Origin of the sequence: Cesiribacter sp. SM1 (assembly GCF_020178975.1) — a bacterium.
Classification (GTDB): domain Bacteria; phylum Bacteroidota; class Bacteroidia; order Cytophagales; family Cyclobacteriaceae; genus Cesiribacter.
Window position 1 is genome coordinate 259,359 of sequence record NZ_JAHXBU010000090.1, and the last position, 23,801, is coordinate 283,159.

23 protein-coding genes are annotated in these 23,801 nt (G+C 48.8%); 5 read left to right on the top strand and 18 right to left on the bottom strand.

Translation table 11 applies throughout. The features are described 5' to 3' along the window. Positions 1-8 precede the first annotated feature (8 nt). A complete protein-coding gene (locus KWJ01_RS17600) occupies positions 9-395 on the top strand; it encodes a DUF1987 domain-containing protein (protein ID WP_224998199.1) in 387 nt (128 codons plus the stop codon). A gap of 27 nt (positions 396-422) precedes the next feature. Here the strand turns inward: KWJ01_RS17600 and KWJ01_RS17605 are convergent, their stop codons facing one another. From KWJ01_RS17605 to cdd, 12 genes are all read right to left on the bottom strand, one after another. Continuing rightward, positions 423-2,270, bottom strand: a complete 1,848-nt coding sequence (locus KWJ01_RS17605; RefSeq protein WP_224998200.1) for a SpoIIE family protein phosphatase — start codon at positions 2,268-2,270, stop codon at positions 423-425. Positions 2,271-2,456: 186 nt separating this feature from the next. Then, on the bottom strand, positions 2,457-3,089 hold the full coding sequence (locus tag KWJ01_RS17610) for an alpha/beta hydrolase (RefSeq protein ID WP_224998202.1): 633 nt from the start codon (positions 3,087-3,089) through the stop codon (positions 2,457-2,459). A gap of 65 nt (positions 3,090-3,154) precedes the next feature. Beyond that, a complete protein-coding gene (locus KWJ01_RS17615) occupies positions 3,155-3,586 on the bottom strand; it encodes a hypothetical protein (RefSeq protein ID WP_224998203.1) in 432 nt (143 codons plus the stop codon). Between the two features lie 7 nt (positions 3,587-3,593). Beyond that, positions 3,594-4,493, bottom strand: coding sequence for an NAP domain-containing protein (locus tag KWJ01_RS17620; RefSeq protein ID WP_224998205.1), 900 nt, complete (start codon positions 4,491-4,493; stop codon positions 3,594-3,596). Positions 4,494-4,587: 94 nt separating this feature from the next. Beyond that, the gene (locus tag KWJ01_RS17625) at positions 4,588-7,689 is read right to left on the bottom strand and encodes an ATP-binding cassette domain-containing protein (RefSeq protein ID WP_224998206.1); all 3,102 of its coding nucleotides are present in this window, start codon (positions 7,687-7,689) and stop codon (positions 4,588-4,590) included. Positions 7,690-7,782: 93 nt separating this feature from the next. Then, entirely contained in the window at positions 7,783-8,145 is a 363-nt protein-coding gene (locus KWJ01_RS17630; RefSeq protein ID WP_224998208.1) for a DUF1987 domain-containing protein, read from the bottom strand. Between the two features lie 29 nt (positions 8,146-8,174). Continuing rightward, positions 8,175-8,717, bottom strand: a complete 543-nt coding sequence (locus KWJ01_RS17635; protein WP_224998210.1) for a SiaB family protein kinase — start codon at positions 8,715-8,717, stop codon at positions 8,175-8,177. 82 nt (positions 8,718-8,799) lie between these two features. Continuing rightward, complete coding sequence (locus KWJ01_RS17640; protein ID WP_224998212.1) at positions 8,800-12,255, bottom strand: PAS domain S-box protein; 3,456 nt, start codon at positions 12,253-12,255, stop codon at positions 8,800-8,802. A 30-nt stretch (positions 12,256-12,285) separates the two neighbouring features. Continuing rightward, the gene (locus KWJ01_RS17645; protein ID WP_224998214.1) at positions 12,286-13,161 is read right to left on the bottom strand and encodes a GAF domain-containing protein; all 876 of its coding nucleotides are present in this window, start codon (positions 13,159-13,161) and stop codon (positions 12,286-12,288) included. A gap of 6 nt (positions 13,162-13,167) precedes the next feature. Further along, positions 13,168-13,761, bottom strand: a complete 594-nt coding sequence (locus KWJ01_RS17650) for a chemotaxis protein CheB (RefSeq protein ID WP_224998216.1) — start codon at positions 13,759-13,761, stop codon at positions 13,168-13,170. A gap of 24 nt (positions 13,762-13,785) precedes the next feature. Next, on the bottom strand, positions 13,786-14,610 hold the full coding sequence (locus tag KWJ01_RS17655; RefSeq protein WP_224998218.1) for a protein-glutamate O-methyltransferase CheR: 825 nt from the start codon (positions 14,608-14,610) through the stop codon (positions 13,786-13,788). A gap of 409 nt (positions 14,611-15,019) precedes the next feature. Further along, a complete protein-coding gene (gene cdd / locus KWJ01_RS17660) occupies positions 15,020-15,517 on the bottom strand; it encodes a cytidine deaminase (protein ID WP_224998219.1) in 498 nt (165 codons plus the stop codon). Between the two features lie 118 nt (positions 15,518-15,635). Here cdd and KWJ01_RS17665 point away from each other — a divergent pair, with 118 nt between their 5' ends. Beyond that, entirely contained in the window at positions 15,636-16,991 is a 1,356-nt protein-coding gene (locus tag KWJ01_RS17665) for a saccharopine dehydrogenase C-terminal domain-containing protein (RefSeq protein WP_224998221.1), read from the top strand. Here KWJ01_RS17665 and KWJ01_RS17670 read toward each other — a convergent pair. The 6 genes from KWJ01_RS17670 to aroQ form a co-directional block, all read right to left on the bottom strand. Beyond that, positions 16,981-17,691, bottom strand: coding sequence for a tRNA1(Val) (adenine(37)-N6)-methyltransferase (locus KWJ01_RS17670; protein WP_224998223.1), 711 nt, complete (start codon positions 17,689-17,691; stop codon positions 16,981-16,983). The genes KWJ01_RS17665 and KWJ01_RS17670 overlap by 11 nt on opposite strands. A gap of 109 nt (positions 17,692-17,800) precedes the next feature. Further along, positions 17,801-18,199, bottom strand: coding sequence for a DUF86 domain-containing protein (locus KWJ01_RS17675; RefSeq protein WP_224998225.1), 399 nt, complete (start codon positions 18,197-18,199; stop codon positions 17,801-17,803). Positions 18,200-18,475: 276 nt separating this feature from the next. Next, entirely contained in the window at positions 18,476-18,934 is a 459-nt protein-coding gene (rnhA, locus tag KWJ01_RS17680; RefSeq protein WP_224998227.1) for a ribonuclease HI, read from the bottom strand. Then, positions 18,934-19,524, bottom strand: a complete 591-nt coding sequence (locus KWJ01_RS17685; RefSeq protein ID WP_224998229.1) for a MarC family protein — start codon at positions 19,522-19,524, stop codon at positions 18,934-18,936. Before KWJ01_RS17685 ends, rnhA begins: the two co-directional genes overlap by 1 nt. A gap of 52 nt (positions 19,525-19,576) precedes the next feature. Beyond that, on the bottom strand, positions 19,577-20,644 hold the full coding sequence (locus tag KWJ01_RS17690) for an aminotransferase class V-fold PLP-dependent enzyme (RefSeq protein WP_224998231.1): 1,068 nt from the start codon (positions 20,642-20,644) through the stop codon (positions 19,577-19,579). Then, positions 20,641-21,069, bottom strand: a complete 429-nt coding sequence (aroQ, locus tag KWJ01_RS17695) for a type II 3-dehydroquinate dehydratase (protein ID WP_224998233.1) — start codon at positions 21,067-21,069, stop codon at positions 20,641-20,643. Before aroQ ends, KWJ01_RS17690 begins: the two co-directional genes overlap by 4 nt. Before the next feature lie 92 nt (positions 21,070-21,161). Here aroQ and xerD point away from each other — a divergent pair, with 92 nt between their 5' ends. The 3 genes from xerD (at position 21,162) to KWJ01_RS17710 (ending at position 23,794) form a co-directional block, all read left to right on the top strand. Further along, on the top strand, positions 21,162-22,055 hold the full coding sequence (gene xerD / locus KWJ01_RS17700; protein WP_224998235.1) for a site-specific tyrosine recombinase XerD: 894 nt from the start codon (positions 21,162-21,164) through the stop codon (positions 22,053-22,055). Between the two features lie 171 nt (positions 22,056-22,226). After that, a complete protein-coding gene (locus KWJ01_RS17705) occupies positions 22,227-22,583 on the top strand; it encodes an STAS/SEC14 domain-containing protein (RefSeq protein ID WP_224998236.1) in 357 nt (118 codons plus the stop codon). 173 nt (positions 22,584-22,756) lie between these two features. Beyond that, on the top strand, positions 22,757-23,794 hold the full coding sequence (locus KWJ01_RS17710) for a quinone-dependent dihydroorotate dehydrogenase (protein WP_224998237.1): 1,038 nt from the start codon (positions 22,757-22,759) through the stop codon (positions 23,792-23,794). Positions 23,795-23,801: the final 7 nt, after the last annotated feature.

Below are 23,801 nucleotides of genomic sequence, written 5' to 3' on the forward strand. Positions count from 1 at the left end.
ACAATAAAATGCTAAAAACTATAAATCTGGAACGCAGGCCTGATACCCCGGCTATAAAGTTTGATCCGAATGGAACACTCTCCATAGCTGGACGCTCACTGCCGGAAAATGCAGAGAGTTTTTACAAGCCGCTGATCGATTGGGTGGCCCGTTATGCTGAAACTGCGCAGCCAGAACTTACTTTGTTAACCATAGAACTGGAGTATTTTAACTCAAGCTCTGTAAAGCAAATACTGATGATTTTGCTGAAGCTGGAAGAACTGCACCGGCAGGAGGGAAAGGAAGTTCAGGTAGTATGGAGCTATAACCAGGACGACGAGCTGATGGAGATGAAAGGCCGTGAAATGGAGAGCCTGGTAGATCTGCCCTTCTCTATGCAGGCATACAGCCTTTAAGTTTTCCTTAAATATCCTAAATACCGCTTAAGGCAGTCTTATGCCTAACAGCATGATATCATCTGTCTGGCGAATTTTGCCCTGCCAGCTTTTCAGTGTCTGATCAGCCATTTCCTTTTGGCTCTCGGCAGGCAGGGTCTGCATCTGCATTAGCATATCCTTAAACCTGCGGGTATTAAATTTCTGGTCCTGTTCTTCACCAAACTGGTCCATGTAGCCATCAGAAAAAAGGTACAGCATACTGCCTTTTGAGTAGGCAGTGGCCTTATTGGTGAAATTCCGCTTACGGCCGTTCCTCAACACCTTGCCGCCTATCGAGTTAATATCTGCCTGCAGCACCTGCAGGCTGGAGCCGTTTATCAGGTAGGCTGGGTTCATGGCTGCCGCAAAGGTAATGGTGCTGTTGGCAGGATCTATAAGGCATACCGATATGTCCATACCATCCTGCAGAATGTCTCCCTCTTTTTCGCCCTGCAGTACTTCCTGCACCTGCGTATCCAGCAAATCAAGTATGCGGGCAGGATCGGTCACGCCTTTTTCTGCAACAATTTCCCTTAGCAGCCTGTGGCCTATCAGCGACATGAAAGCCCCCGGAACCCCATGGCCGGTACAATCTGCAACGGCAAGCAGGTAGCCATTGGGATGTGGATGAAAGAAGTAGAAATCGCCGCTCACAATATCTCGAGGCTGCGACAGCACAAAAGAGTCGCAAAGATGGCTTTTAAGGGTGCGTTCTCCCACCAGAATAGACTGCTGTATGCGCTGGGCATAGTTAATGCTGTCTGTTATCTGTTTGTTCTTTTGCTCCAGGATAGTGTTGTTCAGCTGTTTATTCTGGTAGTAAGAGTAAACCAGGTACAGAAAACCCATGAGCAGCATCAGGAGCAGTACCAGCAGAATAAGAGAATTGCGCTGTGCCTGTAGTTTATCCTGCTGAGTCTGAATTAGCAGCCGGGCATTTTGTATTTCCTGCTCGGCTGCCTGTATCTGGGCTTCACGTTTTAATATCTCCAGGCTGTCGAACTTTGTTTGTTGCAGCAGCTTATCTATTGCAAGCTGTTCCTTGGCCTGCTGCAGTGCTTCCTGCTTGGTAGAGATTACACTTGTATCGGCAATACTACTTTCTATAGAGGGCCCTAAGTCAATCTTCCTGGATATCGTTAGCCTGTCTTCTGTTACTTGAGACAGGCTGTCAGTGCTGCTTGTTGGGTCAGTGGCGGGCACTGCAGTAGTGGGCAGCTGGGTAGTTCGCTTTGGGCTGGCATTGCGGGCTCTCTCGGGCCTGTAGTTGGCTATGGCTGCATTATTCTTCTGCAGGGCCTTGTCCAGGAGTTCCAGGGCAGCATCTGCAGTGTTGGCGCCGGCAGAAGATCCTGTTATGGATTTATTATCGGTGGGAGCCAGGATAAACTGCTGCTGGGAGGGATTGTAATACAGGCGGCCCAGCGTACGGTCCAGGCTTTTATCACGGCCCTTTTTAAAGCTGTTGGCTACAAACTCTGCACTTGCAAAGCGGTAACCACCCTGCTGAATGTTTTTTGGCAGGGCCCGGGTATCTATCAGAAGCGTATTTTTGTTATATCCCTCTTTGGTGATGATAAGGGTATAGAGCTTGTTAAAGTCTAAGGGAAGGCTGTAGTTACCCTTATCATCGGTAAGCACTTCTTCTACAAGATGCTCGTTCTGGTAAAGGCTGATACGAACACCATCGAGGGTACCTTCAAAAACGGCAGGTTTATTCTTTTTCAGTAAGCCGCCTCTGCCAGGATCCCATTCATAGCCATGCACGGTACCCTCCAGCCAAAAGGCAGTGGGCTGTGCCAGGGCCGGAACAGCAAACGCAATTGATAGCAAAAGTAGCAGAAGTGCTCGCATGGGTTTTATACAATCTCAAAATAAGCAAGCTTAGCGCAGTAGCTCAACATAACGTACTTTTTTTTAGGTTTTTGCAGCTTAATGTGGAATGTGACCGTGTTTAGAGTGCAACAGGGCTTACTATTCCTGTTTTGGCCAATTCTGGAGGCGTAAGCATTCCTGCAACCGGTACCAATCTGTTACAGCTTAGTCCGAAGCAACCTTCAGCAGGGTAGGGCTGTGCATGCTATGTTCTCCTTCAAAACTTAATTCTGAATATTTGAGGGGATTCAGGGATTGTAAAAAAAGAGTCTGCTTTGCTGTTTCTTCCCTTTTCAGGAAAGGATCCTGCGCTCCCCACACCTGGTAGAGGCTTACCTGCCCCAGGCGGCTACTGCTTAGCTGTGGTGGCAGGTCTGGCGGAAACACTCCGGCCCACAGCACCAGCTTTTTATACTGTAGCTGTGTGTGCATGGCCCAGCGGCTAATGGTAGCAACACCCTGGGAGAAACCCAGCAGGTTTATTTCAGCAGCCTCCCTTAGCCCGGAATGTTCTGCTACAGCATCCAGGTAGTGGAGGTAATTGCTGATATCGGTAAGGCGTTCTTCGCGTGTCATCCAGCTGGCACCCACACGGCCGCTGTGGCCCTGTATGTAAAAGCGGGATAATCCCTCCGGGGCAACAATGTAGTAGCCCAGCTCTGCAAGGGCGCCAAAGTGCCTGATGAAATAAGGGGCCAGCTGGCCATAGCCGTGGCATACCAGCCAGGCTTTGTTGCCGGGTTCGCCCAGCGTGCTATACCGGGCCTCATACTCAAACCGTAGGGAATGCTGATTCATAAGCCGCAAATAAAACAAAAAAGGGCAGGATGCTAGCCCCTGCCCTTATGATTAGTAGATTTTGATCATCTTCTGAAGCCCAGCACACTACCACCGCAATGTGCATTAGAGTCTTTGAATGTAAAGGTTATATAGTAAATACCGGTAGAGTTGCAGTTATATACCACACCCTTAAAAAGCTTACCATTTGCCTGGTTTGTAGTTACCTGCCTGCGGTTAGAATCGTAGAGGCTAACTATGATACCATCGGGGGCTTCGCCGCCGGTGCAAATATTAATGGCATATTCGGTGCCTTTAGCAAATACATAAGAGTATTCAATCTTATTTTTGGCTCCCTTCTCTCCATCAATCGGAAAGCTTTTCACAAAGTTAAAGCCATCACTCATTTGAGTAATGCAGTTGTCTGCCAGATCGGAGGCACCGCACTGAGCTGAGGCTGTATTGGCTGCTAACAGAATGAATGCCAGAAAGCCAAACGTTGCGAAAATCCTTTTCATATCCATTCTAGTTAATGATTTTGTTACGTATTGCTTGAGTAGTAGCTGATATTTCCTTGAGGTTCTCAGCGGTAATTTTTACCTCACTGGTACTGTTGTCTTTTACAACCAGCATGCCATTTACTTCTTCGAAGGTGGGCTCTGCATAGGTGTTAATGATCTGTACTTTTTCGTAAGCTTCTGCCAGGGGCTGGAACATCTGCATGTACTGAGCCATGTTTGCATTGCTTTCGCTGTAGAAACTTAGCAGGAGCATAATGTTGTCAAGGATCATTTTCTGCTCACCGATACGCTCAATCAGGATCTGGTTATCGGGATTGGTTTGTGCTACCTGTGCGGTTATATGGAGGGCTTCCAGCCAGCCACCTGTAAGAATCAGGATGCTCAGGTTAGAGCGGTTCTGCTCCTGCAGGTATCCGTTAATGTTGTTGAAGTTCTTGGTAGTAAGGTAAAGCAGCGAATCGAGGTTGCTGCTGTTGGTGGCAAGACGCTTGATGGTGCCAAAATCAAAGAACTGGCCAATGCTTAGCTCGTCGGCAAGCTGCTTAATGGAGTTCAGGTAGAAGATGGCGTCCTGGTTTTGCTCATAAATGTTGGTATAACCCAGGTCTGTGCCATAGATGCCAAGGTTAATGGCCTTCTGATAGCTGGTGTTATACTTGCTCACACCTTTAGGGTTGTTGAGCATGGACTGGTTGTAACGGGTGCCTGTTTCCTTCAGCAAAACAGAAATCTCCAGGGGAGAAGGGATTTGCTGAAGTATGTCATGGACTACCTCATTTGAAATTTGGGGCTGTGCGAGCCGGGTGCTATCCAGTGCTGCCTGGTAAATATCTGCGCTTGGCTTATTCGAATCGCAAGACCACAGAGCCAGTAGCATCAGAGAAAACAGCGATAATTTTTTCATGATTGGGTACTGCAAATTGTAACAAATTTATAATATCAATCTTTATTCTCAATCGGGATGTACTTTATAAGTACAATCTCACCAAAATCGAATATTAACGACTGAAAAGCTTAAGAAACTTCCTTAGGGCCTCTGCATACAGTGTTAGGTATAAAGAAGCGCTCATAAGCCAGATTACAACAATATTGAATAAGTAGGTGTCGAAATAGAACCCCAAAAAGTGCTTTTGTGGAGCAAAGAAATGAGCCCTGTAATCTAATGCATGTTTTGGATTATTTGGTACATGATATATCGGGTCAATTAACTGTACCAGCTCTCCGTTCTGCTCCAGTATGCGGTCTTCGGAACCAAGGTTGCGGAGCAGGTCTGTCATTGATTCATTGTAATACCTGTCCTTGTAGGTGTTCACATCAAAATCGGCCTCATGCTGTTTGCGTAAAGCAACCAGGTTCTCCAGCTTGGTTTCTGCCAGCTGGTACTGTTCTATGTAATGGGCACGCACTTTATCGAGGTAAGCATCCAGGGCGGCAATTTGCGCATCGGTGATAGAAGCAGGCTGTAGCTGTGCCAGATCAAGCCCTTCCAGCCCCGCCTGCACCTTTTCTTTGCCTATTTCATTGCGGATCAGGGCGAGCTTGCCCAGCACTTTCTGCTGAATACTGTCGGTAGTGTTTAGCCTGTTTTCTTCCACATACACCACAGCCTCCTTTAGCTTGTCCACCCAATAGTTCGACTTATAGTCGGCCATGCGGGCGTCTGATTCTACGGGGAAGCTATAGATGGAGAAAGGATTGTTCTTGTACTGGTAGGTAGCCATGGCTTCGTAGGCCCAGCGCGAGGCCATTACATCGGCCACCACAGGTACTTTACCCCGGTTGCTGATGGTGTTGTTGAGCTTATCGAACGGAAAGAGCAAACCACTTAAGATCATTTGCGGGATGAGCAGCAGTGGTATCAGAATGTAAACCGTTACGGCAGAGTTAAAGGCAGAGCTGATGTTTAACCCGAGCACGTTGGCAAAACAGCTTACAGAGAACAGCACCAGCCAGAAGGGCAGGAGCATACCATCGATGCCCAGTACCAGGTTACCGATCAGCACAAAGCAAAAGGCCTGTATGGCTGATAGTGTAAACAGGATGGCCAGCTTGCTCATGAGGTAGCTGTTCCAGCTAAGGTTCAGGAAGCTTTCGCGCTTCAGGATCTTACGGTCGCGTATAATTTCTTCGGCACTAACGGTTAAGCCCATAAAGAGCGCCACCACTATGGCCATCATCAGGAAGGCAGGTATGTTTTCGTTAAACCTGAAAATATAGCTGCCGCCGGTATGGTAGCGGATAATGAAAGACAGGATCAGGGCAAGCAGCGGTGCCTCCAGCAGGTTAATCAGCAGGTACTGCTTGTTGTTGATTTTAGCCAGGGTATCGCGGGTGGCAAAAATTACAGCCTGCTTTATACGGGATGGGATGTTGAGGTTACGCGGAGGTTCCTCCTGCACATCGCTCACCTTCTCCAGTTTAAACTTAGTCTGAAACTGCTCGTGCCACTGGGCAGGCGTTACCTTACGTTTATTGGTAAGCTGGCCGTACTCGTCTACCACACGGGCTTCTATAATGTTAAACACCTGCTCGGGGTTTACATTGCTACAGGTAGGGCACTGGCCACGGTCGCCATCTACCTGGTTGGTTGCTTTTTTAAAGTAGGTGACAGCTGCCACCGGGTTGCCATAAAATACCGGGAATCCACCGGTATCCATGATGTACATCTTATCAAACATCTTATAGATGTCTGATGAAGGCTGGTGAATTACCACGAAGATAAGCTTGCCTTTCAGCGAAAGCTCCTTCAGCAGGTCAATTACGTTTTCAGAATCGCGTGAGGAAAGTCCGGAGGTTGGCTCATCCACAAAGAGGATAGAAGGCTCACGGATCAGTTCCAGGGCAATGTTAAGGCGTTTGCGCTGGCCACCGCTAATGGTTTTATCCAGCACAGAGCCTACGCGCAGGTCTTTGCGCTGCTCCAGGCCCAGGTTTTCCAGCACCTGTATTACACGCTTGTGCAGCTCCTCTTTGGCCATGCCTGCAAAGCAAAGCTTGGCATTGTAAAAGAGGTTTTCATAAACGGTTAGTTCTTCAATCAGCAGGTCGTCCTGGGATACATAGCCTATTACGCCCTGCAGTTTTTCCTTATCGGTGGTTAAATCCAGGCCATTGATCAGGATTTTACCACCTGTTGGTTTTTCTATGCCTGCCAGCACGTTCAGCAGGGTAGTTTTACCCGCACCGCTGGCACCCATTATACCAATGAGGTTACCGGGACCTTCGCTGATGTTTATATCGCGCAGGCCCAAGTCACCATTGGCAAAGCGAAACTCTACATCTACAGCATTGTAAGAGAGTTTTGCCTGTACGCCATCGTAATTAAAATGGCTTGTAATATCGCTGTAATACAAGGCAGCGCCCTTGGGTGTTTTTATGGTGCTGCCATGTGAGTACAGGTATACCTGTTCCGGCTTCATGATAAAGCCATTCAGCACTACCTCCTCATGTCCCAGGTACTTTACAAAGTACATGTCTACACTCTGCACCTTCATGAAGATCAGCTCTCCGTGAAGTTCTGTGTACACATGTTTCTTCAGATCGTCGGCTTCTGGCTCTGCAGGACTTACGCCGGCATCGGCAAGTACTTCCTGCAGGCCATTGCCAACAATCAGAATATCTTCAAAGTTTACCGACTGGCTGTTGGCAGCCAGCACAAAGCTTTCAATGAGCTTGTACTCCTGCTTTTTAAAGCGGAAAACGGTAGAAACGGTGTCGATGATCTCCATTCGCTGGGGCGTGAAGTTTTTATCAGAGGCCACCAGCTCCAGGATCTTGATCAGTACTACTACCCTTTGTTTCTGAGTTAGGGTTTTATTGATTTTTTTGCAAATGGCGAGGGTTTTTACAGAGTCCCGCACAGAGGTTAACTTCCGTACCTTTTTCTGCTTGTCTTCCTCAGCTTCCTCTTCAGGCTCTTCCTCCTGGTTATAGCCTACGAACTTATCATAAAGCTCCAGGTATTCGCGTATAGAGTCCTGATCCAGCTCCTGCTGGAAAAAGCGAATTACGAAGTTACGTTCTACTTCCGTAGCGCCACCATCTTGTTTGGTGATGATGGCAAATAACTGGGTAAGGGCCTTGAGTATTTCCTCACTCATAGTGCAATACTAAATCTGGGATAGGGTGTTTCCGTTTGTGCTTTTACACATGGAGTGGAACCGGTACTTTCCGGTTCCTTTTACTAGTAGGTATTAGTAGGTGCTGAATTCAAAAGGAACTTCTACCAGTTCAGAGAACTCCTCACCGGCTTCCTGCATGTCTTCGTCGTCTTCGTGGTAGTACCAGTGTACGGTAACTCCGCCAACCTCTTCCAGCTGCGAAAGCAGGTCCAGGATCAGCTTGGAGGAAGCTGTATTGAAGTACTCCAGTTTGAAAACAAATTCAGTGGAAGGGTTGGGGCTTGACTTGTAGTCGTCGAGCCAGTCCAGAACGGGCTGGTAAAACTCGGCAGAGTCTTCGGGCAGCGAGCGTCCGCTGATCTCGAAGATACCGTTGCTTTTATCCAGTATTATTTTTGGAGTGTCCTCCGTTCCTTCTAGGTTTATAATTTGCATGGTTTTACTAGATGTTAAGGTTATGGAGTCTATTCTTTAGCGATTTTGGTACGAAGTGAAAAGAAGGAGTACTGATCATCCAGCTTTTCGAAGTCGTATTCAAGCGGACTGCCCGACTTACGGGCCATGTCTACAAAGCCCAGACCGGCGCCACCTTTTTCAGATAAGCTGGTGCTTTTGATAATGTCTTTGTAGAGCTGCTTCAGGCCTTCTTTGTCCAGACCGTTAATCTGGTCGAGCTTACCTTTCAGATGCTCTACATCTTCATTTTTAATAGGGTTGCCGGAAGTGATAATGTAGGCATTGTCCTGCTTGCCAATCATAAAGATTGCGGTTGACTTCTGAACCATTTGTTTGTTCAGGTCTTCGCTATGCTTTACAATGTTTTGCAAGCACTCTACCATTACATTAAACACTTTGCGTTTGATGCCAGATTCTTCGCCCATGGAGTCCATGTTGCGCTCGGCCATGGCCAGCACTGACTTGGTGATCTCCTGGGTGAATTCGCCCTCGTACACGAGGATCAGGTTCCTGGCCAGCATTGTTTTATGCAGTTCATAGATGTATTTCATAGCACTTTACAGGAATTTATGGTTGTACTATTTGCCTGTGAGGGCAGTAAAATTAAACTATTTTTATACGATTAGATAGCTGCTAAAAGCGTATACCAATCAACAACATGTCATCAGTTTGTTTTTGGTCGCCTTTCCACTTTTCCCACTCTTCATCAAACACGCTCATCTGAACCGGCATGCTGCTAAGCTTCTGATCCATGATCATATCACGCAGGCGTTTTGGTCCAAACTTGCGGTTCTCCGGGCCGCCAAACTGGTCTGGGAAGCCGTCAGAGCAGAAATAAACGGCATCTCCGAGCTTAAGAGAAAGGGCAGTGCTGGTAAAGTTTGTCTGGTTTTTGAACTTGCCACCACCAATCGGGAAGCGGTCTCCCTTGATCTCCTGCAGCTCACCATTGCTCAGATAATAGAGCGGACGGTGTGCTCCGGCGTATTCTAATGTGCGTTTTTTGAGGTTGATCTTACAAAGCGAGATGTCCATTCCGTCTTTTGTTTTGGAATCTTCCTCGTCCTGACGCAGTGTTTGGGTTACGCCGGCATCCAGGGCATCCAGGATCAGGCCCGGATCGGTAATCTTGCGGCTGCGCACAATATCGTTGAGCAGGAAGTAGCCGATCAGGGAGATCAGCGCACCTGGTACGCCGTGCCCGGTACAGTCTACTGCTGCCAGGAAAATATCGTCGCCTACCTGCATGAACCATGGGAAGTCACCGCTTACCACATCGCGCGGCTTGTACAGGATAAAGGAATCCGGCATCAGGCGGCGGATAAGGCCGTTATCCGGCAGAATGGCTCCCTGTATGCGCTGGGCATAGTTAATGGAGTCGTTGATCTTTTTATTCTTGGCCTGTATCTCCAGCTCAATAAGCTTACGGTCTGTTATATCGTGAGATACCACCAGCACCGACTCAAGCTCTTCGTGATCGTTAAATTCAGGGATGGCATTTACCTGCATTACGCGATCGCCCAGCTGCTCGGTAGGGAACTCCATTTCGGTAGATACCTTTGAGTTGCTCAGGCGTACATCCTGCAGAATCTCCACAAGCTGCTTAACGATCTTGTCGTGCAGGCCTACCTCTGTAAGCCCCCTGTTTACAAGCTGATCCGGATCGTTGCCGGTATAGGCTCTTACAATTGGGTTGATGTAGAAGAACTCGTTTTTGGTGTTCAGACGGGTGATAAGGTCTGGTGAGTTCTCGGAAAGTGCCTGCATCTGGCTGCGCATGCGCTGCTCCTGCTCGGCACGGCGGCGTTCGGTAATATCGCGCGTATTCACCAGGATACCCTGAATGGCAGGGTCGGCAAACAGGTTGGTACCGGTGGCCTCCAGCCATACGTACTCCTCGTCTTTGCGCCTGAACTGGAACTGCACGGTAACCTGCTCGTTGGGGTGATCCAGCATCTGCTGGAACATGTTTTCAAAGCTGTCAACATTGTCGGGGTGTACGTACACCAGGTCTCTGCGGGAGATCAGCTCATCCTGTGTATAACCAAGGATCTTTTCTGCTGATGGAGAGATGTAACGCACCACGCCATCTTCCTCGTAAATGGTAATAACCTCGGATGCGTTTTCCAGCAGGAGCTGCATCCTTTTCTGGGTTTTGTTTACCTCGTCGATCTGCTCTTCCAGGCGGAAGTTGGTTCTTTTCAGCTCCTCCTGGGTTGCTTCCATTTCTTCGGCATTCTGGCGCAGTACCTCCTGCTGCATTTGCAGCTCGTGGCTCATTTTCTGCGATTCTTCCAGCAGGCGGTGCGTACGTTCGTTTACTTTGATGTTAAAGACCGTACGGGCTATGATCAGGCTGATCTCCTCCACGAACTTTACATTCCGTGCAGAGAACTTGCCAAGACCTGCAAACTCCATTACGCCATACACCTGTTCGTTGGTAATAAGCGGAACAATAAGGATACAATCCGGACGCTGCTCTCCCAGCAATCCAGAGGTAATGCTAAGGTAATCGTAGGGGATTTCCGTGCGCAGGAGGGTATCCTGTTCTATGGCTGCCTGCCCAACAAGGCCTTCGGCAAAGCGGTAGCGGCCTTTCAGGTATTTCTTCTTGTTGTAGGCGTAGCTGGCTTTTAACTCAATAAAGGTGTTGTCCTGGTCATCGTCGTTCACCACATAAAATGCACCCTGTATGGCGCCAATTTTACGGGTAACGTAAGAGGCAACTGCATCGCCCAGTTCTTCTAGCTTGTTGTGGAGGCGAAGAATCTCACCGATCTCGGCAACGCCGGTTACAATCCAGGTGCGTTCACGGTCGCGGGCCTCTGATTCCTGGATGCTGTTACGCATGCTGATCAGGGCAGTGCCCAGGGAGTCTTCGTCACTTAAGGGTTTAAAATCAGCCTCAAAATGTCCCTCTCCGATCTTATGAGCAAAGTTGGCGGTATTTTTAAGGGCTGCCACCACATTGCCTACAGTATGGGCCATTTCACCAATCTCATCATTACTCTTTACCGGTACGCTCTCGGGCAGGATACCCTGGTTCAGGAGCTGCAGTGTAGCTTTAAGGTTGTGCAGCGGGCTAATTAGCACACTGGAGAAAAGAACAGATACCAGCAGGCAGACTACCAGAATAGCTCCGGCGGCAAGTAAATAAATGTTAAGCAGGCCGGCAGTCTGTTCCTGCATCTCTGCCATATCGATCTTAGTAACAATGCCCCATTTCGTTTCGGGTATGCTGCTGCGTACTGCCAGTGTTTGCTGCTGGCGATAGTCAAGGTTAACTTCGGCACCTGCTTCACCTTTTACAGCCTGCTGCAGGGCTACATCTTCTTTCTGCTCAAGTTTTATTCTTTTTTGAAGGGGCTCAACTGCCTCGTTGCGCAGTGGGCTAAGGTAAAGCACTTCTACATTGTTGTGGAGCGTGCCCAGCATTGTTTCACCTGTATTACCCAGGCTGGTGGTATCCTGCACAATGCTGTATACCGGCGCCATGTTCAGCTGTGCCAGTAAAAAGCCAACCTCATGATTATTAGTGTCGGTAAGCGCAACGCCTGCCAGCATATAATAACCCTTGCCTTCCTTTTCTTTTTTTACATCAGTAAAGAATAAACCTAGGGCTGCTTTTTCCAGGGTAGCGCCATCAACATCTTCAAATACGCTGCCTACCGGGCTGCCAAGCTTCTCTGCCTGGGTGGCGAAAAGAATTTTGCCATTGTTGTCCAGCACAACCAGGTTCTCCCATCCGTTCACTTCCTGCAGGGGCGTTAGAATTGGGCTAAGAGTACCTTCTACATCTGTGGAAGCTTGTTCTTCTCCTTCAGCAGCCGGGGCTGTAAGCTGGCTTAACGCCTGCTGCAGGGCTGCCTGCTGCTGTGCTCCCTTCAGGCCTGCAGAAACCTGCTGCAGGTGGTCCGATATTTTCTGCGCCTTGTAGGTGTTTACCGCCGTGAGGGTCTCCAGGTACCGTTCGTGCAGCGAGTTGTTGGCAAAGCGGTAGGTAATAAAGCTCACCGCCAGCACGCTAAGCAACACTACTACCAGTACCAGCAGGGTTATTTTGTTTCCTATGCTAAATCTCCTGATCATATGCCTGTTCTTTATATGGATAGGTATTGCTTATCGTTTAATGGGTTCATTCAAAAAGTCCTCTTCCTGCACTGGCTGAACAGCAGCATGCTGCTGGCTGCTATCGTCAATAATTTTGCCCATGATTTCAAAAGACTGTTTTACCAGTTCTTCCTGTGATTTGGTGAGAGGTGTAAAGGAGGCAATCTCTACCACGCCGGCAATAGTTTCACCAGCGCGGATGGGCACCAGCAACAAGTGCTTAGGGGAGGCACTGCCAAGGCCGCTTAGTACCTTTATGTAGCCATCAGGCACCTTGTTCAGGTTCACCGATTGGCCTTCTTTTGCCACCTGGCCCGGCAGGCCTTCTCCGTATTCGTAGCGGATCACCTGGCTGTCGGGCTTCATGAGGGCGTAGCCGGCGCGGAGCTCAAGGCTGCGTTGTTCCTGCCGCTGTATGCTCACATATACCGCACCCTGGCTTGCCTGCAGCTGGTTGCACACTACGCGAATGGCCTGCTCCAGCTTTTTATCCGGATGCTCATTGCGGGCGGCCGCCTGCCGGATGGCGCTGAGCAGGTCTTCACTCATGGCGCTTACATCGTGGCTTTCGGTGTCGTCATCATTTAGCTTGGCCGTCTGCTGGGTGTTTTTAACCTTCTCCACATATACCACGTTGGCATCCTGGTTTTTGAAGGATACGGCCTGGGCAATGAGTGCCACCAGGCCAATCATAAGGGTAGAGATGGTAACAATCAAAATATTGGTGTGCAGGGGCTTGATCTCGGCAGCCACTGCCATATCGATTGTTTTAGAAGAGGCCATCAAATAATCTGGCAGCTCAATCAGGTACCAGGCAGTGGCAAAACCCCCCAGTACAAAGAGCACGCTTGCACCGATAGCAAAGGTGTTGGCTATTTTATTCATCCTATATTACTTATAGAGTTTATCCAGTTCATTTAAAAATCTGATGATCTCATCAACCTTCAGCACGTGGTCTATACTAGTTGCCTCCAGCGCTGCCGTAGGCATGGTGTCTATCATACATTCGCCGGGCTCCTGCACAATGGTAAGGCCTCCGCGCTCTTTGATCCGTTTCATGCCCAGGGCACCATCTTTGTTGGCACCGGAGAGCAGTATGCCTACCAGTTTATCTTTGTAAACATAGGCGGCCGAATCAAGCGTTATATCAATTGCGGGCCGCGAATTATTGACCATGTCTTCTGTTGAAAGGGAAAATGAATTGCCCAATTCAAGGCAGAGGTGGTAATTGGCGGGGGCCAGGTACACCATTCCCTTTTTAATATTTTCTTTATCGAAAGGCTCGATCACAGGCTTTTTGCTCTTGATCGATAGGGCTTCCGTAAAGCCATTACGTACATGCTTGAGCCGATGCAGGCACATGATAATGGGCAGATTGAAGTCTTCGGAGATGCTGGACAGGATTTTGGTGATTCCCTGAAAGCTCCCGGCAGACCCACCAATCACGATGGCTTTATATCGGTTATGTAGATCGAATTTCGTCATACCGCTCGTTCTGTCCGGAGCTAATTAATCCTTAATCTTTTTGTAAATCTTCTCCTCGTTGTTCACCACAATAAATTTGTTGGCTATTTCGCACCAGATGAGGGATTCTTTAGAGCCTATTGCCAGGTAGCCGTATTTGAACAAGCTTTCGTGCAGCCTTTTCAGCACCTCGTTCTGCAGGGTCTGGTTAAAGTAGATCATCACGTTTCGGCACAGTACCATGTCGAACTTATTGAATACAGGGCCACTTACCAGGTTGTGCTGCCGCCACGATACATTGGCCACCAGCGACTTATCCATATAGGCTTTGCCATCGCGCACGGTGTAGTAGTCTGATAGCTTGCCTGTACCCTGGAAACGGATATAGTTTTTCTCGTTCAGCTCCATGTTTTTGAGCGAGTAAACGCCGGCACGGGCTTTATCCAGAATTTCAGGATCCAGATCTGTGGCTATTATTTTGGATTTCTCCAGAATACCCATCTCCTTCAGCATTACGGCCATGCTGAATACTTCCTCGCCACTGCTGCAGCCGGCATGCCAGATGCTGATGGTGTCAGCATTCAGCAATACGTTGGGGATGATATGGTCCCGTGCTACCCGCCAGAAGGAGGGGTCGCGGAACATTTCGGTTACGTTTACCGTGATTTCAGAAACAAAATCATGGAAAAACGAACGGTCTTCCTTAAGGCGGTTGATGAGCTCCTGTACGGAGTTCATTTTAAAGACATCCATAACCCGCTGAATACGCCGCTTGAATGACGACATGGCGTAATTCGTAAAGTCATAGTTGTATGTATCTTTAATAACCTGGGTAAGGTTTCTTAATTCTGCTATCTCGATATCGCGCATACTGCCTGACCATTTCAGGGGAAGTGTAGTAAGTTTTTAAAAGCACTTACCCTGGTTTTTTCTAGCTGTCTTTATTTAATTCTATTACAAGAATGTTAAACACTCTGTGCCACTCAATCATAAAAGCCTTTTTCTGATTTCCTTAAGCTTTGTTCCCGGCTTAGATCAGTTAAAGTGCCTTTCTGCTTATCCTGAAAGTGTTTAATTCTGTGATAATATTAGTGATTAAATTTAAGCTACCGGAGAGGCTGTAATAAATGGGGTTATTATCGAGATTTTTAGGTGCGGGCCTTATGTAAGGTTAGCTACAGTGCCTGGTGAAAAAATTGTTTGAACGTTGAGCAGCAGGGCAAAAAATGGGTCTTGAAGAAAGAAAAGGGGCTAAAGAAAAGGTAGGAGAGCGAAAGTTTCAGGTAGAAGAAATAAGAGAATCCATGTTGAATGAAAAGGGAAGCAGGCCTGCAATAGAGCCAGCCTTGATATACTGCTGCTCACCCCACTGCAGAATTATTTCTATGGGCTGCTGTTGTTTGTGCTCGTACTCCAGCATTACCTGGCGGCAGCCACCACAGGGAGAAGCCATCAGGAATATGCCTGATCCTGCTCGTGTGGCCGTTACAGCAACTTTAAGAATGCGTTCATCGGGCTGCTGCACGGAGCATGAAAAAAATGCCACCCGCTCTGCACAAAGGCCACTGGGATAAGCTGCATTTTCCTGGTTGCTGCCAAAAACCATTTGTCCGTTGGCCAGGAGCAGGGCAGCCCCAACCCTGAAATTTGAATAGGGAGCATAAGCTGTGTTGCAGGCGTTTCTGGCACCAAGCATCAGTTCCTGGTCCTGCTGGCTTAGCTTTTCGAAGGAGTTATATAGCTCAAACTCCAGTGTATTTGTAATTTTTTTAGGCATATTAGCCCTTTGTATTAGAAAAGGGTGATCAATATAGCATTTTTTGTTTTCAGATTAAAACCTTGAGAGAAATACTCAAAATAGCTACTTTCAACAGCCAAACCAGATCAAGGCATTCATGAAGAACATCTTAGTAATAGGTGCTGGCCGCTCTGCCACTGCGCTCATCGACTATCTGAAAAAATACATAGGGGATAAAGAGCTGCAGCTCACCATTGCCGATGCCGACCTGGCCCTGGCGCAGCAAAAAGCAGGGAACGCCGGCGGGAGAGTTAGGGCCATCAGCCTGGATATTTTTAAAGAAGAAGAGCTGAACCAACACATCAGCCAGGCAGATGTAGTGGTAAGCATGGTGCCTGCTGCTTTTCACCCCCTGGTGGCAAAGCCCTGTATCAGCCATAAAAAACATATGCTTTCTGCCTCTTATGTATCTGATGAGATACGGGCACTGGATGAGCAGGCACGCCAGGCAGGTGTTCTGATCCTGAAAGAATGTGGGCTGGACCCGGGGATCGATCATATGACAGCCATGGAGGCCATTGATAAAATAAAGGCAGCAGGCGGGAAACTGCTGGCATTTCGTTCCTACACCGGAGGCCTTATTGCTCCTGAATCTGATACCAACCCCTGGGGTTATAAGTTTACCTGGAACCCCCGGAACGTGGTAATGGCGGGCCAGGGCACCACGGCACGCTACCTGCGCAATGGCGAATACAAATATGTGCCTTACCACCGCCTGTTTGGCCGCCTGGAGCAAATTGAGATAGAAGGCTATGCTCCCTTTGAAGGTTATCCGAACCGCGATTCGCTTAGTTACCTCCAGATATACGGTATAGAAGATATACCTACCATGCTGCGCGGAACCCTGCGAAAGAGGGGGTACTGTGATGCCTGGGCAAGCCTGGTGCAGTTAGGCCTTACCGACGATAGCTTTAAAATGGAAGGATTGGAAGGGATGACACTGCGCGAATTTACCAACTCCTTTCTTTCTTACGATCCTTCTCTTTCTGTTGAAGAGAAGTTTTGCCGCATGATGGATGTGAGCCCGAAGAGCGACCTGTTTAAAAGAATAGTATGGCTGGGCTTGTTTTCCAAAGAGCCGGTGCCGGTTAGCAAGGCCAGCCCCGCCCAGGTGCTGCAGGCAATTCTGGAAGAAAAATGGAAGCTGGAGCCCCAGGATAAAGACATGGTGGTAATGCAGCATATCTTCGACTGGGAGGAGCAGGGTGAGCAAAAAAGACTTTACGCTTCGCTGGTTAGTTTGGGAGATGACCAGCTGCACACGGCCATGGCCAAAACAGTAGGCTGGCCACTGGCCATTGTCGTAAGTCTGTTGCTGGAGGGTAAAATTGAGCGGAGGGGGGTATGCACTCCTGTTACGCCAGATTTGTATAAGCCAGTTTTAGAGGAGCTGCGTGAGCTGGGGGTTACATTTATAGAGAAAGTGGTAAGTGTACCAGCGGCTAAAAAATAAGGTAGTACTCTTTCATCAGGTCCCGGAACTGATCCGAATAAGCACCGCTGGCATCCCTGATGGTAAGCTGGAATACCTGTTCTGCTTCCGGCACTTTTTTTCCAAAACTAAAAACTGTTCGGTGCACGACGGGTAAAGAAGGCCTGTCGTTGATATGCAGCCTTTGCTGTACGTAAAGCCCTGCCTGCTTTGCCTCCAGCTCAAACTCCTGTGCCTGCCGTGGTGGTAAGAGTACAAACAGGCGCCCGCTGGCAGCCAGCAGCCTGCTACTGTGTTGGGCCAGGGCAGTAAAGCTTAGTGACTCCTGGTGCAGGGCCATATCCCGGCTCCTGTTGCCAGACTTAAGATGGCTGGCGTAAAAGGGAGGGTTGCACACAATAAAATCGTAGGTATGTGCCGGAAAGTACTCCTGCAGGAGGAGTTGCTGCAGCTTGATGCGGTCTTTCCAGGGGCTGTTGCAAAAATTTACCGCTGCCTGCCCTGCCGCCTGGGCATTCGGTTCCAGTGCATCAATGGAAGCCTCATAACGTTGGGCCAGCATAAGGGAGAGCAGGCCGGTGCCGGTGCCAATATCCAGTATACTGCGGGGAGATTCGTGCTGTGACCATGCCCCGAGAATGCAGGCATCGGTGCCTACTTTTAAGGGAGCAAGCGCCTGCTCCACCCTGAACTGTTTAAACTGAAACCAGCTATTTCCCATCCTGCCTGCAAAATAGCAAAAAAAGGAAAGGCAGCCGGTAAAGCTGCCTTTGGTACTAATTATTAAATATATTATCAGGTAGAATGGACTTTACAGATTCTGGGGTACTCTAGCGAGGGGTAGGCCCTTCAAGTGTGTTGCCGCCCTGGATGTCCATTTGTTCCTCTAATTTTGTTCTAACATCCATGATCTTTTCCCGGATGAAAGGCAGGTCATTTTTGACAATGTGCCAGACCGGGCTCCGGAAAATTTCCATTTCCTCATTATAAGAAGCATTGCGCAGGCTCTCCAGTACCCGGAAGTCTATTTCGTCGTACTGATTTTTAAAATCATCGGAAAGCAGCTGTGTTGCTACACCTATTTGTGCTAACAGGTCGTAAATCATAGCCCGTTCGTTCTCATCTGTATTGAAGCTTTCATAACTATCTACATCCTGCAGATAACCTTCAATTTCAAGAATATTTTGAGCTATATGTGATAAGTGTACTAAATCTTCTCCTGGTGTCATGTCGAAAAAATTAGGGTTTAAGAATTAACCCGCCAGATCTAAAATGGTTTATATGCATTGTTTGATGCAGGCTGATTATATACTGTATATCGTAATTGGAGAATCAAAGGTTATGTGCCGGTAGTAGGAGTATTGGTATTGAGTATTGAGTATTGAGTATTTTATTATTAGAGGTAAAAGCAATACATAAGCTCATGTGTTGGGTCCGCTTAATATCACATCTGCCTGCAGACAAGCTGGCAAATCAGACAATTAGCACATTGAAGAATTAGCACCTCAATCATTTCCTGCTTCGTAGCCATCGTCGATGAGCAGTGGTGGGGTTTGGCTGGCAATAACAGCCAGCTGGTCGCAGCGCTCGTTCTCGGGATTGCCGGCATGGCCCTTTACCCACTGAAATTTTACATTATGCGGTTTGGCAGCGGTGATGTAGCGACGCCAGAGATCTTCATTTTTCTTTCCCTTGAAGCCGGTTTTCATCCAGTTCCAGATCCAGCCCTTGGTTACCGAATCCACTACATATTTGCTGTCGGAGTAGATAAGTATGTTCAGCCCGTCTTTTTTCATGGCCTCCAGTCCCTTGATCACCGCCAGCAGCTCCATGCGGTTGTTGGTGGTAAGGCGGTAGCCTTCGCTTAACTCTTTTCTGTAGGGGCCGAATAAAAGTACAGTACCATAGCCTCCGGGACCAGGATTACCTTTTGCGGCGCCATCTGTAAACATCACTACCTGCATTACGAAACTTGAATTACACCCCAGGATACGAGGTTACTCTTGATGATTTTTACGGCAATGGCCAGCAGGATAATGCCAAATACTTTTCTGATGATATTAAAGCCGGCCACACCCAGTTTACGTTCCAGCCAGCCACTGGTTTTCAGTACCACGTACACAAATGCCAGGTTAATAACTATCCCGATCAGGATATTATAAAGCTCATACTCCGAACGCAGCGATACCAGGGTGGTCATGGTGCCGGCACCTGCAATGAGCGGGAAGGCCAGGGGCACAATGGAAGAGCTGGCGGCATCATCAACATCGGCCTTGAACAGCTGTACGCCCAGGATCATTTCCATACCAATCAGGAAAATGATAATTGCACCCGCCAGGGCAAATGACTGCACATCCAGGCCAAACAGTTTCAGGATGGATTCACCCAGAAACAGGAAAGCAATCATGATGATGCCTGCCACAATGGTGGCTTTTTCAGATTGGATATGACCTGCCTTTTTGCGCAGATCTATGATAACGGGCACCGATCCTACTATATCTATAATAGAGAACAGGATCAGAGACACCGAGAAAATTTCCTTCAGGTTTAACATGCCGCAAAGCTATGAAAAAGTGGGGGCGCCAAAGAATGTTTGGCAGGATTTTTCAGTGCTCCAGCCAATGTGTAAAAAATCCCTGCAATTGCTCTATTTCCTGAGTTGTAATAGCAGGAAAATTGGCAATGCGGAAGGTATCATTTTTCCAGGGACCGTAGCCATTGCCCAGGTAAAAACCCTGCGCCAGTGCTTCGGCCTTGAGGGATGATACTTCGTTTGGCACTCCCTGCAGACAAAGTATTGTTGTAGACTGGAGCACCGGGTTGTTGATCAGTGGCTCAAAATGGTCCTGCAGGCGTAGGAACTCCAGCCACTGCCGTTGCCTTGCCACCAGCTCGCGGTGTACGGCAGCCTGTGTATGCCGCTCGGCAAGGCTGCGCTGCAGCAGGTACAGGTTCAGTACATTGGGGGTGTGGGTGGTCTGGTGTTTGCGGGCATTATCCAGCATAAAAAGCAGGCTGTTGTAATGGTTCCGCTCCCCCAGTTCCTCTGCGGCAGCAACAGCCCTTGGAGAGCAAACCATCAGGGCCAGGCCCGCAGGCAGGCCAAAACATTTCTGCACCGAGGCAAACCAGACATCGGCAGCACCCCATGGCAGGGCCACACCGCCCATGCTGGAGGTAGCATCTGCAGCTATGAGCGGAGCGGCATGCTGCATCCTGAGCTGGTGCATAAAACTGTCGGGCAGGGCAGTGCCGTTTGAGGTCTCGTTGTGGGTAAGTGCCAATAACTGGTAGCCCCCGGTCTGCAGGGAGGCCAGGTCGGGTAGCTCATCGGGCTGAAAAGCAAAGCGATGAGCGGCCCCTGTTAATTTATTCGTGTACTCAAACCACTTTTCGCCGAAGGCACCATTGTACAGGTGCAGGCTGTTGCCTCCCGGCCCCAAGAGGGATTGGGCTATGATTTCCCAGCATTCGGTTGCCGAAGAGGCTGGCAAAATTGTGTAGTTCTCCGGGATTTCCAGTTTTTGATGCAGGGTATTTACCAGCTCCTGCCACAGTTGCGCAAACTGCGGACTGCGGTGGTTTACACTAAGGATACCGGATTCCCAGGCTTCCTGCATATACCGGGGAAGGGTATCCCATACTTTAGAAGGGCCAGGATAAAAAGATATCATCGCTTATGATAGTCCAGGAGGTATTGAATTGCCAGTGCATAACCACTTAAGCCCAGTCCGGTAATGGTGCCAACACAAACAGGGCTTAAATAGCTGTGGTGCCTGAAGGCTTCCCGGGCGTGCACCCGGCTAATGTGCACCTCTATAACCGGTGCATTTATGCCACTCACTGCATCTGCCAGTGCAACAGAGGTGTGGGTGTAGCCGCCCGCATTAAAAACAATGCCATCGGTGCTAAACCCAACTTCGTGCAGTTTATCCAGTAGTGTCCCCTCGTGGTTCGACTGGAAATAGTGGAGGCTGTGGCCGCTGAACTGCTGTTGCAGCTGCTGAAAGTAATCCTCAAAAGTGAGAGATCCGTAAATGTGCGGCTCCCGCTTACCCAGCAGGTTAAGGTTAGGGCCGTTCAGGATGTGGATGTTCATGGCAGGTCAAATTTACAAGATTAGCCTCCATTGCAAAATTCTGTACCCCTAAATCAGCAGGAAGCGGATTCTTTTATTGTATTTTTGTTTCTATGACAGCTCAATGGCAACCATTTGTGCGGCAGTTTGAGGGGTATCTGAAGCTGGAGCGCTCACTTTCAAAAAATACGGTACAGGCTTACCTGAACGACATCGGCAAGCTGGCGCAGTACAGCGAGAGCCACACTCCCCAGACGGTTGATGAAGTGCACCTGCAGAACTTCCTGGAGTGGGTAAACAGCCTGGGCATGACACCCCACTCACAGGCACGCCTGCTTTCTGGTATCAAAGCTTTTTACAAGTACCTGATGCTGGAGGACGTGATCAGGCACGACCCCACCGCCACCCTGGAAGGCCCCAAGCTTGGCCGTAAGCTGCCCGATACCTTAAGTGTGCTGGAGATAGACCAGTTGCTTTCGGCCATTGACATGAGCACCCCCGAGGGGCAGCGCAACCGGGCCATGCTGGAGGTGCTCTACAGCAGCGGCCTTCGCGTAAGCGAGCTCACAGATCTTAAAATGACGCACATTTACTTCGATCTGGGCTTTTTGCGCATTATTGGCAAAGGAAACAAAGAACGGCTGGTGCCCATTGGCCGTGATGCCCTCAAGCACCTGCGTCTTTACCTCGATGGGGTAAGAGTACATTTGAACATTCAAAAGGGGGCAGAGCCCTTTGTGTTCCTGAACCGCAGGGGAGGCAAGATCAGCCGTATCACGGTATTCAACTTTATCAAGCAGCTGGCAGAAGATATTGGACTGAAGAAAAGCATCAGCCCGCACACCTTTCGCCACTCCTTTGCCACCCACCTGATAGAAGGCGGCGCCGACCTGCGTGCCGTGCAGGAAATGCTGGGCCACGAAAGCATCACGACTACTGAAATTTATACCCACCTGGACAGGGACTACCTGAAGCAGGTAATCCAGGATTATCATCCGCGGAGTTAGTGGGGGTTAAATTTTATATAGATGGACCCAGGGTTGAAACCCTGGGCTAATTGTGACTGCCTTTTATATTCTCCATTGGAAAGGAACGGCACTTGCTGCTCATTAGCTTAGCCCCGGATTTTTATCCGGGCTATGCATCTAACCAAATCTCCCAGGACCAGTTATTCCAATATGATCAGAATAGAAAAAGAAAAAACTGGTAACCTTATCAAGACCTATGTGAGCGATAAGCTTACGCGGGAGGATTACGACCAGCTGATTCCCATCATGGAAAAGACCCTGGAAGACTGGTCGAATGTGCGCTGGTATTTTGAAATGCAGGATTTTAAGGGCTGGAGCATGCAGGGGGCTTTCATCGACTTTAGCTTTTCATTTAAGCACGCCAATGAGCTTGGTAAGCTTGCTATGGTAGGCGAAAAGCAATGGCAGGAATCGCTCACCCAGGTAATGAAGCCCTTCACCAAAGCTGATGTCCGATACTTTTCCCTGGAAGAAAAAGAAGAAGCCCTGCAGTGGATTAAATCGTAGGAGTTTTGAGGGAGTGAGAGTGTGAGGGATCGCCAGCAGCGTATAGCTGTTGTGGGGTATGGTTGCTGTAGAGGCTGTAGAAGTCTATATACAATATACCAAGTACCATATACCTGCTGCCGCACACTAATTACCCAATACTGTCCTATATTTGCAGGCAAACCTATTCGCCTGTGTATTCTTCTCTTATTCGCCCTCTGCTGTTCCGGCTGCCGGCCGAGCGGGCCCATCACTTTACCTTTAACAGTTTAAAGACGCTCATGCACCTGCCTGGTGTAGCGGCTGTTGCCGAAAGTCAGTTTAAAGTAGTTGATAAGCGGTTGGAGCGGGAGCTGTTTGGCCTGAGATTTCCAAACCCTGTAGGACTGGCCGCTGGCCTGGATAAAAATGCGCTGTTGGTAGATGAGCTGGCCCACTTTGGCTTTGGTTTTATTGAAATTGGCACCTTAACGCCACGTCCGCAGGCGGGTAACCCGCTGCCCCGCCTGTTTCGCCTGCCCACCGATGGGGGGCTTATTAACCGCATGGGCTTTAACAATGAGGGGGTAGAAGCCGCTGCCGAAAGGCTAAGGCAAAGCAGGCACCGGACCATCATTGGCGGAAACATCGGCAAGAACAAGGATACCCCCAACGAAGAAGCTGAAAAAGACTACCGGATCTGCTTTGAGGCACTCTATGAGGTGGTGGATTATTTTGTGGTAAACGTAAGCTCACCCAACACACCCAACCTGCGGGCACTACAGGAGCGGGAGCCGCTGCAACGTTTAATACTTTCTCTGCAGGAGCTCAATGCCAAAAAGGCCAGGCCTAAGCCAATCTTACTGAAAATTGCCCCCGACCTGAATGAGGCCCAGCTCGATGATATCGTGGCCCTTGCTGCTGAAACACGCCTGTCTGGACTGATCGCTACCAATACCACCATCTCCCGCAGTGGTTTGCGTACCCCGGGCCCAACAGTAGAAGCAATGGGCGCAGGTGGCCTTAGCGGAAAACCACTCACACAAAGATCAACAGAGGTAATTCGTTACCTCCACAAACAATCAGGCGGTACTCTTCCCATTGTTGGGGTAGGAGGGATCTTTACACCGGAAGATGCACTGGAAAAACTGGCCGCAGGCGCATCGCTCATACAATTATATACCGGCTTTATTTACGAAGGTCCGGCATTGGTAAGAAGGATCAACGAAGCCTTACTGAAAGTATCGAAGTAAAGACTAC